Annotated in this window: 20 protein-coding genes and 2 rRNA genes; 13 read left to right on the forward strand and 9 right to left on the reverse strand. The window is 60.4% G+C overall.

The window, feature by feature from the left end; all coding sequences use genetic code 11:
• Positions 1-179: ribosomal RNA gene (locus QP363_RS05245) — 23S ribosomal RNA — on the forward strand; the annotation flags it as partial.
• 127 nt (positions 180-306) lie between these two features.
• Positions 307-424: ribosomal RNA gene (rrf, locus tag QP363_RS05250) — 5S ribosomal RNA — on the forward strand.
• Between the two features lie 457 nt (positions 425-881).
• Here the strand turns inward: rrf and QP363_RS05255 are convergent.
• Entirely contained in the window at positions 882-1,934 is a 1,053-nt protein-coding gene (locus tag QP363_RS05255) for a pseudouridine synthase (protein ID WP_083311465.1), read from the reverse strand.
• Between QP363_RS05255 and QP363_RS05260 the strand changes: the two genes are divergently transcribed.
• The 4 genes from QP363_RS05260 to QP363_RS05275 all read left to right on the forward strand — a co-directional run bounded on the left by QP363_RS05260 (position 1,870) and on the right by QP363_RS05275 (position 4,030).
• The gene (locus tag QP363_RS05260) at positions 1,870-2,010 is read left to right on the forward strand and encodes a hypothetical protein (protein ID WP_168160887.1); all 141 of its coding nucleotides are present in this window, start codon (positions 1,870-1,872) and stop codon (positions 2,008-2,010) included. The two genes, QP363_RS05255 and QP363_RS05260, sit on opposite strands and share 65 nt — an antisense overlap.
• A gap of 46 nt (positions 2,011-2,056) precedes the next feature.
• Positions 2,057-2,953 (forward strand): universal stress protein, encoded by an 897-nt coding sequence (locus tag QP363_RS05265; protein WP_070443215.1) that lies wholly within the window; start codon positions 2,057-2,059, stop codon positions 2,951-2,953.
• Between the two features lie 139 nt (positions 2,954-3,092).
• Positions 3,093-3,353, forward strand: coding sequence for a GlsB/YeaQ/YmgE family stress response membrane protein (locus QP363_RS05270; RefSeq protein WP_070443217.1), 261 nt, complete (start codon positions 3,093-3,095; stop codon positions 3,351-3,353).
• A 68-nt stretch (positions 3,354-3,421) separates the two neighbouring features.
• Entirely contained in the window at positions 3,422-4,030 is a 609-nt protein-coding gene (locus QP363_RS05275; protein ID WP_070443219.1) for a TetR/AcrR family transcriptional regulator, read from the forward strand.
• Here the strand turns inward: QP363_RS05275 and yidC are convergent.
• Positions 3,987-4,973, reverse strand: a complete 987-nt coding sequence (yidC, locus tag QP363_RS05280) for a membrane protein insertase YidC (protein ID WP_070443221.1) — start codon at positions 4,971-4,973, stop codon at positions 3,987-3,989. The two genes, QP363_RS05275 and yidC, sit on opposite strands and share 44 nt — an antisense overlap.
• A gap of 65 nt (positions 4,974-5,038) precedes the next feature.
• Between yidC and QP363_RS05285 the strand changes: the two genes are divergently transcribed.
• Both QP363_RS05285 and QP363_RS05290 read left to right on the forward strand, forming a co-directional pair.
• On the forward strand, positions 5,039-5,797 hold the full coding sequence (locus QP363_RS05285) for a class E sortase (RefSeq protein ID WP_070443223.1): 759 nt from the start codon (positions 5,039-5,041) through the stop codon (positions 5,795-5,797).
• Positions 5,797-5,949 (forward strand): hypothetical protein, encoded by a 153-nt coding sequence (locus QP363_RS05290; protein ID WP_010188461.1) that lies wholly within the window; start codon positions 5,797-5,799, stop codon positions 5,947-5,949. Before QP363_RS05285 ends, QP363_RS05290 begins: the two co-directional genes overlap by 1 nt.
• Positions 5,950-5,969: 20 nt before the next feature.
• On the opposite strand, the gene QP363_RS05295 is transcribed toward QP363_RS05290, so the two are convergent.
• Positions 5,970-6,533, reverse strand: coding sequence for a DUF2020 domain-containing protein (locus QP363_RS05295; RefSeq protein ID WP_141754775.1), 564 nt, complete (start codon positions 6,531-6,533; stop codon positions 5,970-5,972).
• Here QP363_RS05295 and QP363_RS05300 point away from each other — a divergent pair.
• On the forward strand, positions 6,523-7,695 hold the full coding sequence (locus QP363_RS05300) for a sensor histidine kinase (RefSeq protein ID WP_070718820.1): 1,173 nt from the start codon (positions 6,523-6,525) through the stop codon (positions 7,693-7,695). The two genes, QP363_RS05295 and QP363_RS05300, sit on opposite strands and share 11 nt — an antisense overlap.
• Before the next feature lie 36 nt (positions 7,696-7,731).
• A complete protein-coding gene (locus tag QP363_RS05305) occupies positions 7,732-8,370 on the forward strand; it encodes a response regulator transcription factor (protein WP_010188464.1) in 639 nt (212 codons plus the stop codon).
• Here the strand turns inward: QP363_RS05305 and QP363_RS05310 are convergent.
• Both QP363_RS05310 and QP363_RS05315 read right to left on the reverse strand, forming a co-directional pair.
• The gene (locus QP363_RS05310) at positions 8,367-8,684 is read right to left on the reverse strand and encodes an Lsr2 family protein (protein WP_070644472.1); all 318 of its coding nucleotides are present in this window, start codon (positions 8,682-8,684) and stop codon (positions 8,367-8,369) included. The genes QP363_RS05305 and QP363_RS05310 overlap by 4 nt on opposite strands.
• A 102-nt stretch (positions 8,685-8,786) precedes the next feature.
• A complete protein-coding gene (locus QP363_RS05315) occupies positions 8,787-9,419 on the reverse strand; it encodes a DUF6474 family protein (protein ID WP_070443229.1) in 633 nt (210 codons plus the stop codon).
• A gap of 76 nt (positions 9,420-9,495) precedes the next feature.
• Between QP363_RS05315 and QP363_RS05320 the strand changes: the two genes are divergently transcribed.
• Complete coding sequence (locus QP363_RS05320) at positions 9,496-10,932, forward strand: TM0106 family RecB-like putative nuclease (RefSeq protein WP_284763207.1); 1,437 nt, start codon at positions 9,496-9,498, stop codon at positions 10,930-10,932.
• 124 nt (positions 10,933-11,056) lie between these two features.
• Here QP363_RS05320 and QP363_RS05325 read toward each other — a convergent pair whose 3' ends face one another.
• Complete coding sequence (locus QP363_RS05325; protein ID WP_144656421.1) at positions 11,057-12,349, reverse strand: copper oxidase; 1,293 nt, start codon at positions 12,347-12,349, stop codon at positions 11,057-11,059.
• Positions 12,350-12,360: 11 nt separating this feature from the next.
• The gene (locus QP363_RS05330; protein WP_284763210.1) at positions 12,361-13,512 is read right to left on the reverse strand and encodes an MFS transporter; all 1,152 of its coding nucleotides are present in this window, start codon (positions 13,510-13,512) and stop codon (positions 12,361-12,363) included.
• Positions 13,513-13,582: 70 nt separating this feature from the next.
• Between QP363_RS05330 and QP363_RS05335 the strand changes: the two genes are divergently transcribed.
• A complete protein-coding gene (locus QP363_RS05335; RefSeq protein ID WP_284763212.1) occupies positions 13,583-14,455 on the forward strand; it encodes a LysR substrate-binding domain-containing protein in 873 nt (290 codons plus the stop codon).
• Between the two features lie 316 nt (positions 14,456-14,771).
• Here the strand turns inward: QP363_RS05335 and QP363_RS05340 are convergent, their stop codons facing one another.
• A complete protein-coding gene (locus QP363_RS05340; protein ID WP_046647628.1) occupies positions 14,772-15,374 on the reverse strand; it encodes a superoxide dismutase in 603 nt (200 codons plus the stop codon).
• Between the two features lie 163 nt (positions 15,375-15,537).
• Between QP363_RS05340 and msrA the strand changes: the two genes are divergently transcribed.
• Positions 15,538-16,188, forward strand: coding sequence for a peptide-methionine (S)-S-oxide reductase MsrA (gene msrA / locus QP363_RS05345; protein ID WP_070718828.1), 651 nt, complete (start codon positions 15,538-15,540; stop codon positions 16,186-16,188).
• A gap of 24 nt (positions 16,189-16,212) precedes the next feature.
• Here msrA and QP363_RS05350 read toward each other — a convergent pair whose 3' ends face one another.
• Entirely contained in the window at positions 16,213-18,054 is a 1,842-nt protein-coding gene (locus QP363_RS05350) for an alpha/beta-hydrolase family protein (RefSeq protein ID WP_144656467.1), read from the reverse strand.
• Between the last annotated feature and the right edge of the window lie 47 nt (positions 18,055-18,101).

Below are 18,101 nucleotides of genomic sequence, written 5' to 3' on the forward strand. Positions count from 1 at the left end.
ATCGCTGGTTGGCTACGTACGGAAGGGATAACCGCTGAAAGCATCTAAGCGGGAAGCCTGTTTTAAGATGAGGTTTCGTATTTGAGGTCCCCCACAGACGATGGGGTTGATAGGCCAGACCTGGACGCACCGCAAGGTGTGAAGGCTACTGGTACTAATAGACCAAAACAAACACACACACTCCTTTTCGAGTGTGGAAACAACAAACACAAATAAAGACACAATTATTCACACTGTCGCTTCGCGTCCACTACACAGTATCTGACACAACACACGCAACCAGGCATCAGATTGCCTCGAGTGTTTGTCGGTGGCCTATAGCAGCAGGGAAACGCCCGGACCCATTCCGAACCCGGAAGCTAAGCCTGCTAACGCTGATGGTACTGCAACCGGGAGGTTGTGGGAGAGTAAGAAACCGCCGACACCAAACAAAACAAACAACTCAATACAACCCTTCAGGGCCCTAGACAACACCCACTGTCTAGGGCCCTAAAGGCGTTTTCCAACCCTCATAAAACCCAGCCGCACCAACTGTAGCTACCGGCCAGAGGATTCTAAAACTACAGACCCGAAAGTACAGACCCGCTAGTCGCAACCAAACACAGGCCCGGGCCTGCTGATCAGTCACGCTGCAGGTATGTACTTCCACGTCTGCACTTATAAAACACGCAACAACCAAGCCCAAGTAGCCAAGCACAGGCCCGGGCTCTTCCACCAAAACCCCGCCGAAAGCGGCCGAGCCGTCCTCAACAACAACGCTTACCCTGCCATCTAAGACACAACCCCACAACCCCGAAGTTGAGAACATCAAGCACCAAACTGCTTTCCAGGGTTCAGGCCATAGCCACTGCTCAGAGGCGATGTTATTTTCGTTTATCTATTTATGGATTCAATAGATGATAGGTCTGTAATGGTAATTGTGATGAGAATTCACGGTCGGCACCAGTTAAGGGGTCAACAAATGAAATGTGCGTTGCCGTCAAATGCATTGGTATCCGCATGTCTTCGGCCTCGGCAGGGTAAATGACCGGGTATATGGGGTCGCCAATAATGGGTGCTCCGGCTTGGAGCATATGGAGCCGTAATTGATGAGTCTTCCCGGTCTGTGGTTTGAGTGTGTACTTCGCTAGCTCAGGTAGTGCTCCGTGGATAGCTTCGTACGGGGCCTTATCTACTGGCTCCACGCCGGCGACTTCGGTGATGGCGTTGACTTCACCTTCGACGATGCGTCCTTGTAGTTCCCCCGGGGTCTTCTCCATGCGGGAGCGCCAGACGGTGCCGGGGGAGACGTCGGCAAGCGGCGCGATGGCTGCGTAGGTCTTGGTGACGCGGCGCTCGGCAAACAGCGTTTGGTAGGCGCCCCGTATGGAGCGGTCCTTGGTAAAGACGAGGATGCCGGAAGTGAGACGGTCGAGGCGGTGCGCGGGGGATAACTCGTTGTTTCCGGTTTTCCGACGCAGGCGCACGGTGGCAGTCTCCGTGATGTGGCGGGCGCGGGGCATGGTGGCCATGAAGGGCGGCTTGTCTACGACCAAAAGGCGTTCGTCTTCAAAGAGAATCGGTATTTCGTATGGGACGGGCGTTTCTGGTGCCGGCATGCGGTAGAAATACACCACGGCGTTGGAAGCCAGGATGCTGTCGGGGCGTAGGGGTGAAGCGTCTTGGCGTACAACTTCGTTGGCATCGAAGCGTGCCTGTAGCGCGGCCTCGTTGTCTTCGGGGTGCCGGTGGCGCTGCGTGGTGATGAGGTTGTGTACGAAGTCCCACGCAGTGATTGGCCCGTCGGATACGCGAGCGTGAGTGGGGTTTAGTCCATCGCGGATAGGAAGTGGTGTTGCGCCACGCCTTTTTTGCGATATTCTTTGTCCCATGGATTTCAACTCTATTCTCGCACCCGTCATCGATTTCTTCTCTAATGGTATCGGTGCCGTCATTCGTGACATTGTCGTGGCCGCCTACAACATTCTCTTCCCTGCCAACGCAGATGCTGCGACCACCCCACAGGTCTAATAATAGGTATTAGACTGGAAGTGTAAGCACTTCGAAAGGAAAGGTCATGGCAAAGGAAGACATTGTCGTCGTAGCCGTCGATGGTTCGGAAGCGTCGAAGAACGCCGTCCGCTGGGCTGCCAACACTGCGGTGAAGCGGGGTATCCCACTGCGTATCGCATCGAGTTATACGATGCCGCAGTTCCTCTACGCCGAAGGCATGGTCCCGCCGAAGGAGCTTTTCGATGACCTCCAGGCGGAAACCTTGCAAAAGATTGAGGAGGCCCGCGCCGAGGCCCACAAGGTTGCCCCGGATCTGAAGATTGGCCACACCGTGGCTGAAGGTTCCCCGATCGATATGCTGTTGGAGATGTCTAAGGACGTCACCATGATTGTGATGGGCTCCCGCGGCATGGGCGGTCTTTCCGGAATGGTCATGGGTTCGGTTTCTGCCTCCGTGGTCTCCCATGCCTCCTGCCCGGTGGTCGTAGTCCGTGAGGATAACCACGTCACTGAGTCCACCAAGTACGGTCCTGTCGTCATCGGTGTCGATGGCTCCGAGGTCTCCCAGAAGGCAACTGATTACGCCTTCAAGGAAGCGGATGCCCGTGGCGCAGAGCTGATTGCTGTTCACACGTGGATGGATATGCAGGTTCAAGCTTCCCTGGCTGGCCTCTCGGCAGCCCAGGCGGAGTGGGCTGAGGTGGAGAAGGAGCAGGCAGAACTGCTGACCGAGCGCCTTGCAGAGTTCCAAGAGAAGTACCCGGATGTACAGGTGAAGAAGGTTATCGCTCGTGACCGTCCTGTCCGTGCGCTGACGGAAGCTTCCGAGGGCGCTCAGCTGCTCGTCGTGGGTTCCCACGGTCGAGGTGGCTTCAAGGGTATGCTGCTTGGTTCTACCTCCCGCGCGTTGCTGCAGTCCGCTCCCTGCCCGATGATGGTGGTACGTCCGGACTCCGAGTAACCTTCGCATAACTCCGCTATAACGATTCGGGCCCATTTATTGGATAAATGGTGGGCCCGGGTCGTTTTGATGTTTTAACGCGTACGGTGGGAAGTGCGTAAATAAAAGCTATTTACTGTTGAGAGAAGGAGTGAGTGACATGGGACTTGGTCTCGGTTTCTTTGGATCGATTGTTGTTGGCATCATTGCGGGTTGGCTCGCAGAGAAGATTATGAAGCGTGACCAGGGGCTGTTCACCAACCTCATCGTTGGTGTTATCGGCGGCCTCATTGGTGGCGGTTTGCTGGCGCTGTTTAATAAGGATGTCGGCGATAGCTGGTTCCTGATGATTATTACTGCGACCGTCGGTGCTTGCATCCTGCTGTGGATCGTGGGGGCCATTACGGGCCGCAAGAAATAATAATTCGCATACATACCGGTTTGTCTATATTGTATAGATGAACCGGTTTTGTCATGTGAGGAGAAGAAATGGCCGAAAAGAAGTCGCGCCGTAATCGCCCGAGCCCGCGTAGCCGACTACTCGAATCCGCCACGCGGCTCTTTACCACCGAAGGTATCCGCGTCATCGGAATTGACCGCATCTTGCGCGAGGCAGATGTGGCAAAGGCTTCGCTCTATTCTCTTTTCGGCTCCAAGGATGCCCTCGTCATCGCCTATGTCGAGGCCCTCGATGAGGAATACCGCGCAGATTGGCAAAAGCGCACCGAAGATGCCACTGACCCGGAGAACAAGATCCTGGCTTTCTTCGACAAGGCCATCGAAGAGCAGCCAGCCATGGAGTTTCGCGGCTCGCACTTCCTTAACGCGGCTGGCGAATACCCACGCCCAGAGACAGACGCCGAGCGGGGCATCGTGGCCGCCTGCGTGGAGCACCGAACGTGGATTCATTCCACCATCACGGCACTTCTTAACGCCAAGAATGGCTACCCCTCAGAGGAGCAGGCGAGCCAGATTCTTATCTTCCTTGATGGTGGTCTCGCCGGCGCCCGCCTGACCCGTGACGTCGCCCCGCTCGTCACCGCGAAGCAGTTGGCTATTCAGCTTCTGTCGGCGCCTCCGGCCGATTATTCGATTTAAGAATTTTGCGTGCCTCCGCCACAATCGCAGAGTGGCGTTTGCGGGCAGCAGCCAACTCCTCCTTGTACGCAGGGTTGTCCTTGAGGCGCTGTTTGGCGGCTTTCTTCTCTTTCTTCTTTTCCTTAGCCCGCCAGCGTCGAATGCTCTCCCGCCGCTGTTCGTGGACAGCTTCCGGTAAGGGATAGCGCTTGTGCAGGATGAATTCGTACGCCAAAGTCTGTAGCAAGGTGAAGAGGTAGGAGCAGCCCCAGTAGAAAATGATGGTCACGGGGATGGGACCGTTCCACGCTACCGCCCACAGCATCCAGGGAATGAGAAAGACCGTGAGCGCCATGAACCACAACAAGCGGCGCGGAATCTTCTGATCGAAAAGAGTGGTGAGGTAGCCGCGGTAGAGCGTGATAAGGGTGTTCAGCGAGGTGAACGCGAGTGCCGCCACGAGCATCGGCAGGATCAAGTCGTGATGCTCGCGGGCGAAGTCGGTGAGGGGGACGCCGAAGACGGTGGAGGCGCGGAAGGAGGAGACGTCGTCAAGCGTGAGCATTCCCACCGGTTCATTCGCCGAGCCCGAGACCCTAAGGACCACCTGGTAGAGGCCGATGAAGGCTGGGAAGATGAGGAAAACCGGGAAACAACCCACCATGGGGTTGTGCTGGAAGCGTTCCTTAAGATCGCGCTGCTTGGTCAGGATAGTGACGGCATCATCGACAGAATCGGCCTGCTTGAGTCGTTCGTTGAGCTCGGTCATCTCCGGGCGCATGAGTGCGCCGATGCGGCCCTGCTTCACGGAAAGCCAATTCAGCGGAGCGATGATTCCCCGGACTGTGAGTACCAGGAAGACGATGGTGAGGATCCACGCCATCGAACCGTCCAGGAAAGAAGCAAATAGCAGGTGCCAGAGTTTCATGATTCCGGAGACCGGGTACATGAAGATGCTGATCATCGCCTACTCCTCTTCCTGCAGGGTGGTGGGGCACTTACACGTTACAGGGAGTCTAAGATGCTGGTATGCCTCACCCCACTGCACGCACTCGACCGACCGTAGGTACCGTCATCGGTGAGCTCATGCTGACGGCCGGCGTGCTGCTGCTGCTTTTCGCTTTCTATGAGTCCTATTGGACCAACATCAAGTCTGGCCAGATGCAGAACCAAGCCAATGAGACGCTGCAGGAAGAATGGCACAACCCGCGAGGAGGGGGCCACGCCCCGAAACTTGGTGAGGCCTTTGCGCGCCTCTACATACCGGCCTTTGGATCGGATTTCGCTTTCGCGGTTCTGGAAGGCACCAACGAGGATGATCTGTTGCGCGGACCAGGGCGCTACACGGAGACACAGATGCCCGGTGAGCCGGGAAATTTTGCCGTCGCCGGGCACCGCGTGGGCAAGGGCGCTCCCTTTAATGATCTGGGAAACCTGGATACCTGTGATGCCATCGTCATCGAAACCGAAACGGAGTGGATCACCTACCGTGTTTTGCCCATTGATGGTGTCCCGGGCGGCTGTTTCAGCCCAGAGCAGCAAGCCAAACCGGAGTACCATTCGGTGCAGGGCCGCCATATCACGCTGCCGGGCGATGTCAGTGTGCTCCACCCCGTCCCCGGTGCGGAGGGGGTTGAGCCCAGCGAATCCCTACTCACCCTCACCACGTGCCACCCGCAGTTTTCCAATGCGGAGCGCATGATCATTCACGCGATGGAGACTGACCGGGAGGCCAAAGCGCCCGGCACGGATGACAATGACCGCCCTGCCGTCTTGGAGGAGAACTAATGTATCGCGCACTCTGGAACTTGTTGCCCGGCCCTACCGCGGTGAAGGCGGTGCTGGCGCTGGCGCTGGCTGTGGGTGTTTTCTTCCTGCTCATGGAGGTTATTTTCCCTTGGGTGGCAGCGCAGATGCCCTATAACGACGTCGCCGTTTAGGCTTTTACACGCTTAGGTCTTTATAGACCTAAGCTCTTGATGGCTTCCTGGGCTATGAGCTGGGGCTTGAGGGTCTGCAGCTGGTTCGACCACACCACCACGGCGTGGTTGTCCTTCTGCACGGCAAAGACCGTGTGGTCCTCAAAGACGCCGCGCCCACCTGACCAGCCATCGAATTCGGCCAGCTCCGTGTCCTCTACCGGTGCGGCCCAATCCACGACGGCCCGGGCCTCCTCCACGCTGGGCATCTGGCGAACCAGGACGGTGGCCTGTGGATCCTCGGGGTAGGACCAGAACACGCAGGCGGGGGTGCTAAAGCGCTTGTCGACGCCCCACCGGGTCATCCTCTGCCCGTTGGTATCGGCCACCCATTGGGTATCCAGATAGGGGCAGTCTTCCCAGTCGCTGACTTCAGCCGTGGCGTCGATAGGTAGGCCATCGCCTGCGTCGGTGTGTGGCACCGAACTTACGACTGGGGTGCTGGGCGTGGGGTTGGATGCATCCGAGCATCCCGCGACGGCGAAGCCGATGCCGATCAGGCAGGCAGTAAGCGAGGGAAGTAGGCTGTGGCGCATGACGTCCACACTAGACCAGCGCTCGGTTGAATCGGATGCCCTGCGCAACGGTATCCACGTCCTGACAGCGACGCTGCTGGTGGTGGCAATTTTTACCACGGTACGCCTTCCTCTGTGGCAAGGTGTGTTGAACCTTTTGCTCTTGGTGTCCTTTGCCGTGGTGTACTTCGGGGGCTCCGCCTACTTAGAGACCCTGCCGCGCATCGCGCGTTATGGCTGGATAGTCATTCTCACGGTGTTGTGGCTAGCGGATATGGCGGTGGCGCCCGCGGCCATCTACCTGGTGTTTTCCCTGTACTTTGTGTACCTCTACGTACTGGAGATGATCCCCGGCATCATCTGCGTTATCGCGGCCACGGTGATGACCGTGCTGGTGCAGATACCGGGTGGGTTGTCCTTCGGCGGCATCATGGGCCCCGCGGTATCGGCCTTGGTGACAATCGCGATTACCTACGCCTTCCGCGCGCTGAGCCGTATGAACCAGGAATTGGTGAAGACCCGTTCGCAACTTGTAGAGTCTGAGCGCACGGCAGGCATGACGGCTGAGCGCCAGCGCATCGCCCACGAGATCCACGACACCCTGGCGCAGGGCCTGTCCTCCATCCAGATGCTGCTGCATGCCGCTGACCGAGACCTCGACCAAGAGAATATCCCCAAAGCACAAGAGCGCATTGAGCTCGCGCGGCGCACCGCAGCGGATAACCTCCATGAAGCGCGCGCCATGATTGCGGCACTTCAGCCGGCGGCACTCTCGGAAACTTCCCTGGGAGCTGCCATGACGCGGATGGCGGATAATTTCGCGGCAACCGGTGGGGTCGACGTGTCTGTGGACGTTGAGGGCGATACGCAGCAGTTGCCCATGAAGGTGGAAGCAGCACTGTTGCGGATTGCGCAGGGGGCGATGGGGAACGTCGTCAAGCACGCTCACGCCAGCAAGGCGCGGGTCACCGTGACCTATGCGCCGGATGAGGTGCGCGTGGACGTCGTGGACAATGGAGAGGGCTTTGATGTCGCGGCGGTGGAGAATAAGCCGGCGGGTTTGGGCCATATTGGTCTATCGGCGATGCGCAGGCGCGCAGAGGAGCTCGGCGGAGAAGTCGTGATTGAATCCACGCCAGGCAGCGGCACGGCGGTCTCAGTTAGTGTGCCCTTAGATAACGATGTAGATTAGGAAATTGTCCACACTGTACCAATGAGGAGGAAGCCCGTGATTAGGGTCTTGCTTGCCGACGACCACGAGATCGTACGCCTAGGTCTACGCTCGGTGCTCGAGGGAGCAGAGGATATCGAGGTCGTGGGCGAGGTAGCTACGGCCGAGGCCGCTGTTTCCGCGGCACAGGCGGGTGGCATCGACGTCCTCCTCATGGATCTGCGTTTCGGCGCGGGCATCGAAGGCACGCGCGTCATGGGCGGCGCGGAAGCAACCGCTGCTATCCGCTACTCCATGGAGAATCCCCCCAAGGTGCTCGTGGTGACCAACTATGACACCGATGCGGATATCCTCGGAGCCATCGAGGCCGGAGCGGTGGGCTACCTGCTGAAGGATGCGCCACCGGTGGAGTTGCTCGCGGCGGTACGTTCGGCGGCCGAAGGAGATTCGGCACTCTCGCCCGTGGTGGCCGATAAACTGATGACCCGCGTGCGTACCCCGCGCACCTCCCTTACCCCGCGCGAGCTTGAAGTATTGAAGCTGGTGGCGGCGGGTTCCTCCAACCGTGAGATCGGTGTGGAACTGATGCTGTCAGAGGCGACGGTGAAGTCTCACCTAGTTCACATCTACGACAAACTAGGCGTGCGCTCCCGCACCTCCGCCGTGGCTGCTGCCCGCGAGCAGGGCGTTCTTTAAAGATTGTTGGCGTTGCGGTACGCCAAAATCACCTCGTTGGGGATCTTGCCGCGCTCAGCTACCTGGTAGCCGTGCTTGGCGGCCCACGCGCGGACATCGGCTGGCTTATAGCGGCGGGTGTCCTTTTTAACGGGGTGGCGGGCCGCCTTGATGAAGGGGTCCAGCGCAGCGTGGAATTTGTCGGCGTTTTCTTGGGATACGTCGAGAAGATAGTCCTTACCGTCAACGCTGAAGCGGATGACGATCAGTTCTTCCTCACTGAGGGGCTTGTTATCGATATCATCAAAAAACTGAGTGATTTCGCGGCGGGCCATGAATCTCCATTCCGGCTGAACGATGTGGATACGCGACGAGTGTCCTCCCCGCTTGGGGGAGGGTAGTGCGGCTTGAAGGGTAGACGTCTGCGCGCTGAGAGGCTAAGCGCCCAGCTTGGCCTGGATTTCGTCGTTCAGTGAGTCAATCTCGCCGGAAATAGAGCGGTGCGCGCGCTGACGCTGCTGATCAGTCATGTACTCGGCATTGTCAATCGCGGAGTCAAGCTCGTTGAGGCGCTCCTTGACGTCGCGCTTGAAACCAGCGGGAAGCTGCGCGTCCTTGAGAGAGTTGCGGATACCCGCGGTGCGGGCCTTGAGCGGCGCGCCGTGGCCGGAGAAGGACGCCAGCTGTTCGGCGCTGACACCGGCTTTCTGCGCGCGCTTCTTTTCCACCTCGCGCTGGGCGGCAGTGATGCCGCGGTAGATCAAGGGCAAAAGAAGCGGTGCTGCGGTGCGCAGGGCACCGGCATAGCGCTTGACATTGTCCTTATTAAAACGGCCCTGCTTGATGCGTTCGAGTTCTTTCTTGGCCATTTTGTACTCGTGTTGGCGGCGCTTCTTTAAGCCCTTTTCCTCAGACTTAATAAGTGCCTTTTCTTGCTTGGCCAGCAGCTTCTGCTGGCGGTGCTTGGCCTTATCTGCAGCCTTGACCTCTGCCTTTGCGCGGGTCTTAGCGGCCTTGATCTCAGCGCGGGCCTCACGGCGGGCCTTGCGGATTTTCTTCATAATGCCCATTGAAACGTCCTTTTATTAATCTATCTTTAGGGTCTCGCTACAACTCTAGCAAGGTGGTCTACTAAGCTCACCTGCTGTGAAGGATGTGCTCGTTGCCACGGATCTTGTGGGCTGCCGTTATCGCTTAGTGCAGCGCCGCGCGCATCCCGAGATCCCACGCACCGCGGTGAGCCAAGCCCGCGCGGAGCGCCACGCGGCCGCCATCGATGCTGCGCTCAGCCGCCTTCCCAAGAAGGGGCCGGGGCGTTTCCGCCGGATTGACCTGGAGGGGGATGATTTCGAGCGAGCGCTTGCCACACTGGAAGCACTTGTTCACGGCTATACGCACATTACGAACGCTGTGTTTTCTACTTCCGAGTGGATGGTGCGCGTGGAGCTCCTAGTGCGGGATGGGGACAAATACAGTCCTGTCATCGTTTCTGATCACCGCGTGGCCCGCCCGCACGAGAGCTCGCGTACGCTGGTTGTGCCTACCCATCGTTTGGGGTTGAGTGAGCCGCTACCGGCAAAGTACAAGATTCGGCACCATGCCGTCGATGGCTACCGGTTGGCCTTGGCCGCGCGGGGCTTGGAAGAAGTAGGCCTGAATTCCGGCAGGGGCGCTGCGATTGGCCAGGATCGCAGCCAAGCTTTTGTTACGGATACCTCGCGTTTTGCCATCGATGAGGCGTTGGCGCAGCCACTACCAGCGGGCCCACGCCGCGTTAAAGAGTGCGCCTCCTGCCGCTTTTGGCCTTTGTGCCGGGAGGAGCTGGAAGCCCGCGATGACATCTCGCTCTTTCTGCCGGGCGACCGCGCGAAGCCCTATCGTGAGCGCGGTATCACGACAGTGCAAGGGCTTATTGATGCCTCCCTCGGCACCCCTTCCGCCCTTGCCGCTGCCTGGCGTGAAGGCGTCCCACTGTTGCGCCGTGACCGGGTCAGCGTTCCCCGCGCGGATGTCGAGGTTGATGTGGATATGGAGGCCTACCTGGATCAGGGGGCCTACCTGTGGGGTGCGCTACTGGACGGTGAATACCATTCCTTCGTGACGTGGGAACTGCTCGGTGGCCGCGCGGAAGCGGAGAATTTCGCTGAGTTCTGGGACTGGCTCATGCGGGTGCGCGCTGAGGCACATGAGGCAGGAAAGACCTTCGCAGCCTACTGCTACTCCGCCCATGGTGAGAACCATTGGATGCGCAGATCCGCCCAACGTTTTTCTAAGCCCAGTCTCCAGGAGGTGGAAGAGTTCATCTCCTCGGAAGAATGGGTGGATATGTTCGCCCACGTCAAGCGCAGTTTCGCTGGCACTGCGGGGCTGGGCCTGAAGACCGTGGCCCCCGTTGCGGGTTTCGAATGGCCGGAAGAGTTTGATGGTGAGGAATCCGTCAATGCCCGCCGCGCCGCCGTTGCCGGGGATGCCGCCGCGCGGGCGCAGATTCTGCGCTACAACGCGGGCGATGTGCGCGCTACCCACGCCGTCCGCGAGTGGATGACCGATGGCGCGCCGGGAGTGTCCCCCCTCGAGCCCTAGCTTCTCTCTGCCTTCCTGTGTGCAAGGCCCCAGACTTGAAACCCGCAACCTGCAGGTGGGCGTCGCCAAGCGCTTGCCGACGCCCACCGCTCACCAGGAGGTTGCGGGATCGAGGTCTGGGGATCTACAGGATGAGGCTGAGTCCGCCGAGGATGATGAGTACTGCAAGGGCCACCCACGCCTGGTCCCAGTCTGTGGTGGTCGTCGGGGCTGGGCCCTCGGCCCTCTTGAGCAGCACGGCTTTCTGGGCCTTGACCGCGCGGGCGGTGAGGATGGGGAAGCTGGCCATGGAGCCGAGGCAGAGCAGCGAGGCGGCAACCATGATGAGGGAATTAGAGGTGGCCAGCCACAGGGCGAGCCCGCCGTTGACGAACGCAGAGCGCCCGAGCCCCCAGCGGTTGTATTCGCGCAGGCCAGCCCGCACCGCTGAGGGGCCGCCGCCCATAGTGGTCGGCAGCATATAGCCCATGACGCCGATGAGCAGTTGGGCGCCAAAGCCCACGACGAGCGCGAGCATAGGAATCTTTGGCTCGCTGGAGAAGAAGTGCTGGGTGGTGTAATAGATCAGACCGCCGAGCAGCCAGAAAGAGGAAAAGAGCACGGAAAGTGCCGGGAAGCTAATGCGTCCACGCGGATTACGCACCACGGTGAGGACGTTGACGAGCCAGCCCTGCAGGCTGAGCGCCCAGCCCACGCAGTAGAGGATGAGGCCTACCTGCGGAACATTCCAGATGCTGCCCACCACAGTAGCGATGACGCCTAGGCCCAGCAGGGTGAAGCTTAAGCTCATGCGCGGATTGATTCCTTTGGTGCGCCAGATGGAGGGGAACAAGATGGTCAGTGAGCCGGCTGCCGCAAGGCCCACGAAGCCGCCAATATTGGCGGCCACGTGGGCGATGAGTAGGCGCGGATGGGAGGGATGCGTCGCGAGGAAAGCGCCCAGGGTGGCGCCCACGGCAAGAAAGAAGGCGGAGGCCACATAAGCAGCAACGACAGGGCGGAATCGTTTGGATTCCGCGCGGCGCCATAAGGCAAAGAGGGCCGCGCCGTGCCAAGCCACGGCAGTCGCAACAAGTGTGGCACCCACCTGCGTAAGTAGCCAGTGCCGTTCCCAGGCTTCGACGAGCATCTGACCTACGAGGGTGAAAACGACGCCTGAGTTCAGCAGATAAATGCGTGCGAGCTGCCGGGGGCGGGCAGAAAGAGGTACTTTGAGCTGCACGAACTTCTCGGTGAGATGTTGGGACCACACCACGATGCTGTTGCTGAGGATGCCGAGCGTGAAGAGGTGGATGAGGACCCAGCGGTAGTTCGGAATAAAGGTATGGGTCGCGCCCGCGATGAGGAAGACCATCATCCACAGGCTGACTGGGCGGGATGCCTTCCGGTGCCATGTACGCGGTGACCACTTATCCATAAAACACGATTTTATCCGGTTTTTCTCACGGCCCAACTCAGCGCCGCGATACCCGCTGCGAGGGCTGCGTAGACGGTGATGAAGCCGGTCCACGACAGGGAGTCAAAGAGCACGCCGGCCAGCGCGCCCAGGATAGAACTGCCCAGGTAGTAGAAGAAGACATAGAGGCTGGAGGCCTCCGCGCGGTCGTGGGTGGCAATGTGTCCGACCCAGCCCGAGGCAGTGGAGTGCGCCGCGAAGAAGCCGATGGTGAAGAGCACGATGCCCAGCAGGGTGGGGATCAGCGAACCCATGCACAGTGCGATGCCCACGGCAAAGAGCGCGCAGGAGAGCAGAAGCGTGTTGGCGTGGCCCACTTGGGTCACCAGCCGGCCTGCGCGCGCCGAGGACCAGGTTCCGGTGAGGTAGAAGAGGAAGACCAAGCCAGCCAAGCCCGGTGAGAGGTGGAAGTGGTCGATGAGCCTAAAAGCCAGGAAGTTATAGAGGGAGACGAAGGTGCCCATCGCCACGAAGGCCACGATGAATAAGGGGATCAGGCGTGTGTCCCGGGCATGGCGGAAGATGGCGCGCAGCTCCGAGCGGAAGTGGATCTCCTTCGGGGTGAAATTCTGTTGGTAGGGCAGCAAGATCGCTGCGATGATGGCCAGGATGAGTGTGACCAGGCTGGAGCCTGCCAGGGCCCAGCGCCAGGACGTGAGCTCGAGAAGCCCAGTCGGGATGAGACGGCCGGTCAGTCCGCCGATGGTGGTGCCGGCGATGTACAAACCCATGGCGCGGGCAACGTAGGAACTTTCTAGCTCCTCCGAAATCCAGGCCATGGCGGTAGCAGGTGCGCCGGCGATGACGGCTCCCTGGAGCGCGCGGGTGGCGATGAGGATTTCTGGGTTGGGGGCCAGCGGAACGAGCATGCCGATGAGCGTGGCCGCGATGGTGGACACAAGCAGCAGTTTTCCGCGTCCGATGCGCTCGGAGATGATGGACACGGGGATCACGCAGATGGCCAGGGCACCCGTGGCCGCGGAGATGGTCATGGCGGCTTCCGTGGGGGACATGCCCATGTCCTCCACCAAGGTGGGCAGCATGGCTTGGGTGGGGTAGAGGCAAGAAAAAATTGCCAGGCCCACGAAGAGCATGGCAATGGTGGCGCGCCGCGTTCTGGTCATGCACCAAGCATGGCCTAGCGCGGGTTATGTGTAAAATGTCTAAAAGTTACATAAAGCATGCGAGGTGTGCATGAATCTGGAGGATGTGCGCGGCGTCGTCGCCGTGGCCGACCATGGCCTCGTCGGCGCGGCTGCCGACGCTCTCGGGCTCTCCCAATCCGCGCTGACCCGCCGCGTGCAGCGCATCGAAGCCGAAGTGGGGGCCAGCCTGTTTGAGCGCAGCGGCCGGCGTCTGCGGCTCAATGCGCGCGGCCGGGCCTTCGTGGAACACGCGCGGCGGATGCTTTTGTCGGAAGCCGCTGCGCGCGATGCTGTGTCCCGACTTATGGATCCGGAGCGCGGTACCGTGCGCCTCGATTTCATGCATTCCCTGGGCACGTGGATGGTCCCGGAGCTACTCAAGGCTTATCGCGCTCAACACCCGCACGTGGATATTCGCCTGCACCAGGGGGCGGCCCGGGAGTTGGTGGACAGAGTAGCAGCCGGCGAGTCCGACTTAGCGCTGGTTGGTCCCCGACCTATAAGCCCAGGCCCGCTGGGTTGGCACCAGCTCAAGCTGCAACGACTGGGGCTGGCGGTCCCGGAAGGGCATTGGGCGGCAGGAAAAGGCAATGTGCGCATGGAAGATTTTCGCGACGAGCCCTTCATCGGCATGCTGCCGGGTTATGGAACGCGCATGCTTCTGGATTCCCTGGCAGGCGAAGCCGGTTTTAGCCCCCGCCTGGTCTTCGAGTCGATGGAGCTGACCACCGTGGCCGGCCTCGTGGCCGCCGGACTGGGATCAGCGTTGCTGCCGCTTGATGACCCGTACCTGAAAGCCCGCAACCTCATTCCCTTAGAACCGGAGGCCTACCGTGAGCTGGGTTTGGTGTGGCGCGAGGGCGATGATGCCCCGCCGGTGGAGCACTTCAAGGATTTCGTTGTGGCACGCACCGCTGACTAGCTATCGAACGGCAGCGCGGCCGCCAACGCGCGGAGCGCTTCAGGGCTGGAGACCTCGTGTGGCAGCCTGGCACTGGTGCTCCCAGGCGGCAGAGTGTCTTAACGGATAGGCCAACTGCCCAACATGACGAAGATCCCTCTCGGATCTGCAATGACGGCGCATAACTTTGGCAGATCAGGCAGTTGTGGTCTGGATATCGGGGTTGGGTGGTCCTCCGCAAAGCCTGTAGAGGGAGTCACAACGCGAAACCGCGCTGAGCCTCAATGAAGAGGACCCAGCGCGGTCAGCTATGTGGCCTTAAATGAGGCCAGAGTGCTTACTTGGTGGCAGCAGCGTAACGCTCAGCAACGTCATCCCAGTTGAAGACGTTCCAGACAGCCTTGACGTAATCAGCCTTTACGTTCTTGTACTGGAGGTAGAAGGCGTGCTCCCACATATCCAGCATCAGCAGCGGGGTGAAGTTCACGGAGATGTTGCCCTGCTGATCAGTCAGCTGCTCAATAATCAGGCGGCCAGCAACATGGTCATAACCCAGAACTGCCCAACCGGAGCCCTGCAGGCCGGTAGCAACAGCGGAGAAGTGAGCCTTGAACTTCTCGAAGGAGCCGAAGTCACGGTTAATAGCCTCAGCCAGCTCGCCGGTGGGCTCGCCGCCGCCGTTCGGGGAGAGGTTCTTCCAGAAGATGGAGTGGTTGGTGTGGCCACCCAAGTTGAAGGCAAGGTTCTTGGACAGGGCGCGGATGGCGTCAGCGTTAGCCTCGCCGTTGCGCTGCTCCTCCAGAGCCTCGAGCGCAGCGTTAGCGCCAGCAACGTAGCCAGCATGGTGCTTGGAGTGGTGCAGCTCCATGATCTCAGCGGAGATGTGCGGCTCCAGGGCATCGTATGCGTAGTCGAGTTCCGGAAGTTCGTAAACAGCCATTTGTTTCATCCTTTCTTTGGGGTACGAGGCCCCATGGTAGGGGCCGGATGAGAATTTGGCCACAATATTTTTTCTATGGGAGCTGCCGTGAACAAAAACCTGGATTGCAGGCAATGCAGCGGAGTATAAGGGGAGGACAACACTAAGCGAAGGAGAATCCAGCATGTTTCTTTTCAGGCCAGAGCCCACGCTGGTGGCGGCTAAGGACGCCCTTCCCGGGCGCGCGGAGCCCGTCTTAGAGGCCCCACAGCCCCACGCGGTGTTAGACACTCCGATTACCGGCCCGTGGAAAGAGGGGCAGAGGTCCCTCATCATCGCCATCGGCTGTTTCTGGGGCGCGGAGAAGATGTTCTGGGAAACTGAGGGCGTGGAGTCCACGTCCGTGGGCTATGCGGGCGGCACCACGCCGAATCCCACTTATTATGAGGTCTGTCGCGGGCTGACCAACCATGCGGAGGCTGTCCAGATTACGTATGATCCGCAGCGCGTGAGCTTGCGCGACCTCGTGGTCAAGGCCTTGGAAGCCCACGATCCGACCCAGGGATTCCGCCAGGGCAACGACGTGGGCACGCAGTACCGCTCGGCTTTCTACCCCGAGACCGAAGAGGAACGCGCGGAGATCCAGCAGCTTGTGGATTCCTACGCAGGCAAGCTTGCCGACGCCGGCTTCGGCGCCACCACCACCGAAGTCACCCTCCTCAGTGAGACAGACTCGGGAGAGTACTACCTAGCCGAGGACGAACACCAGCAGTACCTGCACAAGGTGCCCAACGGCTACTGCCCGCACCACAGCACCGGCGTGAAGTGCGGCTAGTGAAGTGAGCGCACTGGCCGGCGGCTAGAGCTGTTTGCGCACATGCGTGCGGAAGTCGGAAGGTTTGCTGAGCTGGTCGCGCTCCACAAAGGCCCGCATGCGCTCAGCTAGCTCCGGAGTGAGCTGGGTGCGGGTTTGGGATCCGAGGACGGAATCCCAGTACCAGAAGGTTTCCTCGAAGTAGTTGTGCCCGTGGCCGCCCGGCACGTTGAGCGAGTTGATCTGGTCCAGTGCTACCTGCCAGAAGGTGATGAACGGATGCCAGCGCAGGTTGTTAAAAGTATCTGCGTACAAGGTCTGCGGGGTGGGCTCGTGGATCCAGTTGGGACGAGCATAAATGAGCTTGCTATCCCACCACACGATGGCGTCGGAGGCGTGCTGCCCTACCGCTACCCGCGGGCGCTCCCAGGGGCCATAGGGCTCGCCGAAGGCATCGTGTTCCATGTGGGCGGGGACAGCGGCGAAGCGGAGGTGCCGGCCGCCGTCGATAAGCGGCAAGCGCTCCAAGGAGCCGCGTTCACGGTGCAGGCGGCGCATGAAACTGGTCATCCGGGGCGGCCCAGTGAATACCGCGCCATCGCACGCCGCGAGCAAATCTTCGACCGTCTCATAGTTTTCCACGATGGCATAGCAGCCCAGGGATTCGCCGCTTAAGTACAGCTTGGGGCGGTTGTCCTCGGGCAAGAGCTCGAGGCGGGCGTGAACAGCGGCGATGAGCTCGCGCGCAAAAGTGCGGGAGAGGTTTTTATCCACCAGGTAGGAAAACATGGAGGGAAGATAGTCGAATTGCAAGGCCACGGTGGCGCAATTGCCGCGCGTGAGGAATTCATAGCCACTGACCGAATAATTATTGATCCAGCCTGAGCCGGAGGGCATCTGCAGCACGATGGTGTCGCGGTGGAAGGCCCCCGTGCGGTCCATCTCCGCCACCGCGTGGCGGGCGGCGGCGTGCGGACCACGGCCGCGGATGAGGCCGATGTAAATGCGTATTGGTTCGCGCGCTCGGTCAAAGTGCATGACCTCTTTGATGTCCTGGGCGCGGGGGCCACGGTCGAGAAAAACGCGGCCCTGTGAGCCGACAGCCGTCCACTGCTCGTGGGACCATGGGCTGCCGGAGCGTTCCGGTTCCCACGGCATGACAGATCCCGGATAGACGAGCTTGTTGAGGGCAAGGCCCTGGATAGTGGCTTTGTGGAGCAGCCGGCGCCAGACCATGCGGTCGCTGGCCACGGCCGCGGCGAAGCCCACCGCGCCGCCGGCTAGGGGCCAGGCAATCCACCGGGGCAGCCAACGCTGCACCTGGAGAGAAAGTTGAGTGACGGTAAGCTGAGCCGCCTCCCCTACGATGAGCAAGGCGCCGTAGCCTGCGGTACCCACCATCATTCCTAGTGCGGCGGATTGCGGGCCGCGGTCATTGAGCTTGCCCACGAGGCGGGCCTGCTCTGTTTGGTTGCGCAGGGAGCGTATGCCTGCGATGAAGGTTCCGAGCCCCAGCAAGTAGTAGGAATAGCGCCGAGTGGTGGGGCCGACCCGATCCTGGGGGCGCCGGCCCGCGTGGCGTAGAGCGCGCTTCGCTGCGAAAGCCGCGGTGGTGGCGGCGAGATGTCCCGCGCCTTGGCCGATGGCCACGTTGGCAGCGGTAACCCACCACGGGCGTGGCAATAGCGACGGGGAGACGGCTGCCCAGGTCGCTACTTCGGCGCCGAAGAGCCCGGGCCACATATTTTGCGGCAGGCGCCGCCTGCCGGTCATGCGCATTCCGGGGGTGAGATCACTGATGAGCTCCAAGGAAAAGATGGCTGCCTGAAGTCCCGTGCGGGCGGTTTTGAGGGCGATGCGGCGCGCAAGTTGACGCATGCTGGCCATTGAACCAGCTTTGGGGTGGACGTGCAGCGATGTCACCGATCAGACCC

Origin of the sequence: Corynebacterium sp. UMB6689, assembly GCF_030215295.1 — a bacterium.
Taxonomy (GTDB): Bacteria; Actinomycetota; Actinomycetes; order Mycobacteriales; family Mycobacteriaceae; genus Corynebacterium; species Corynebacterium aurimucosum.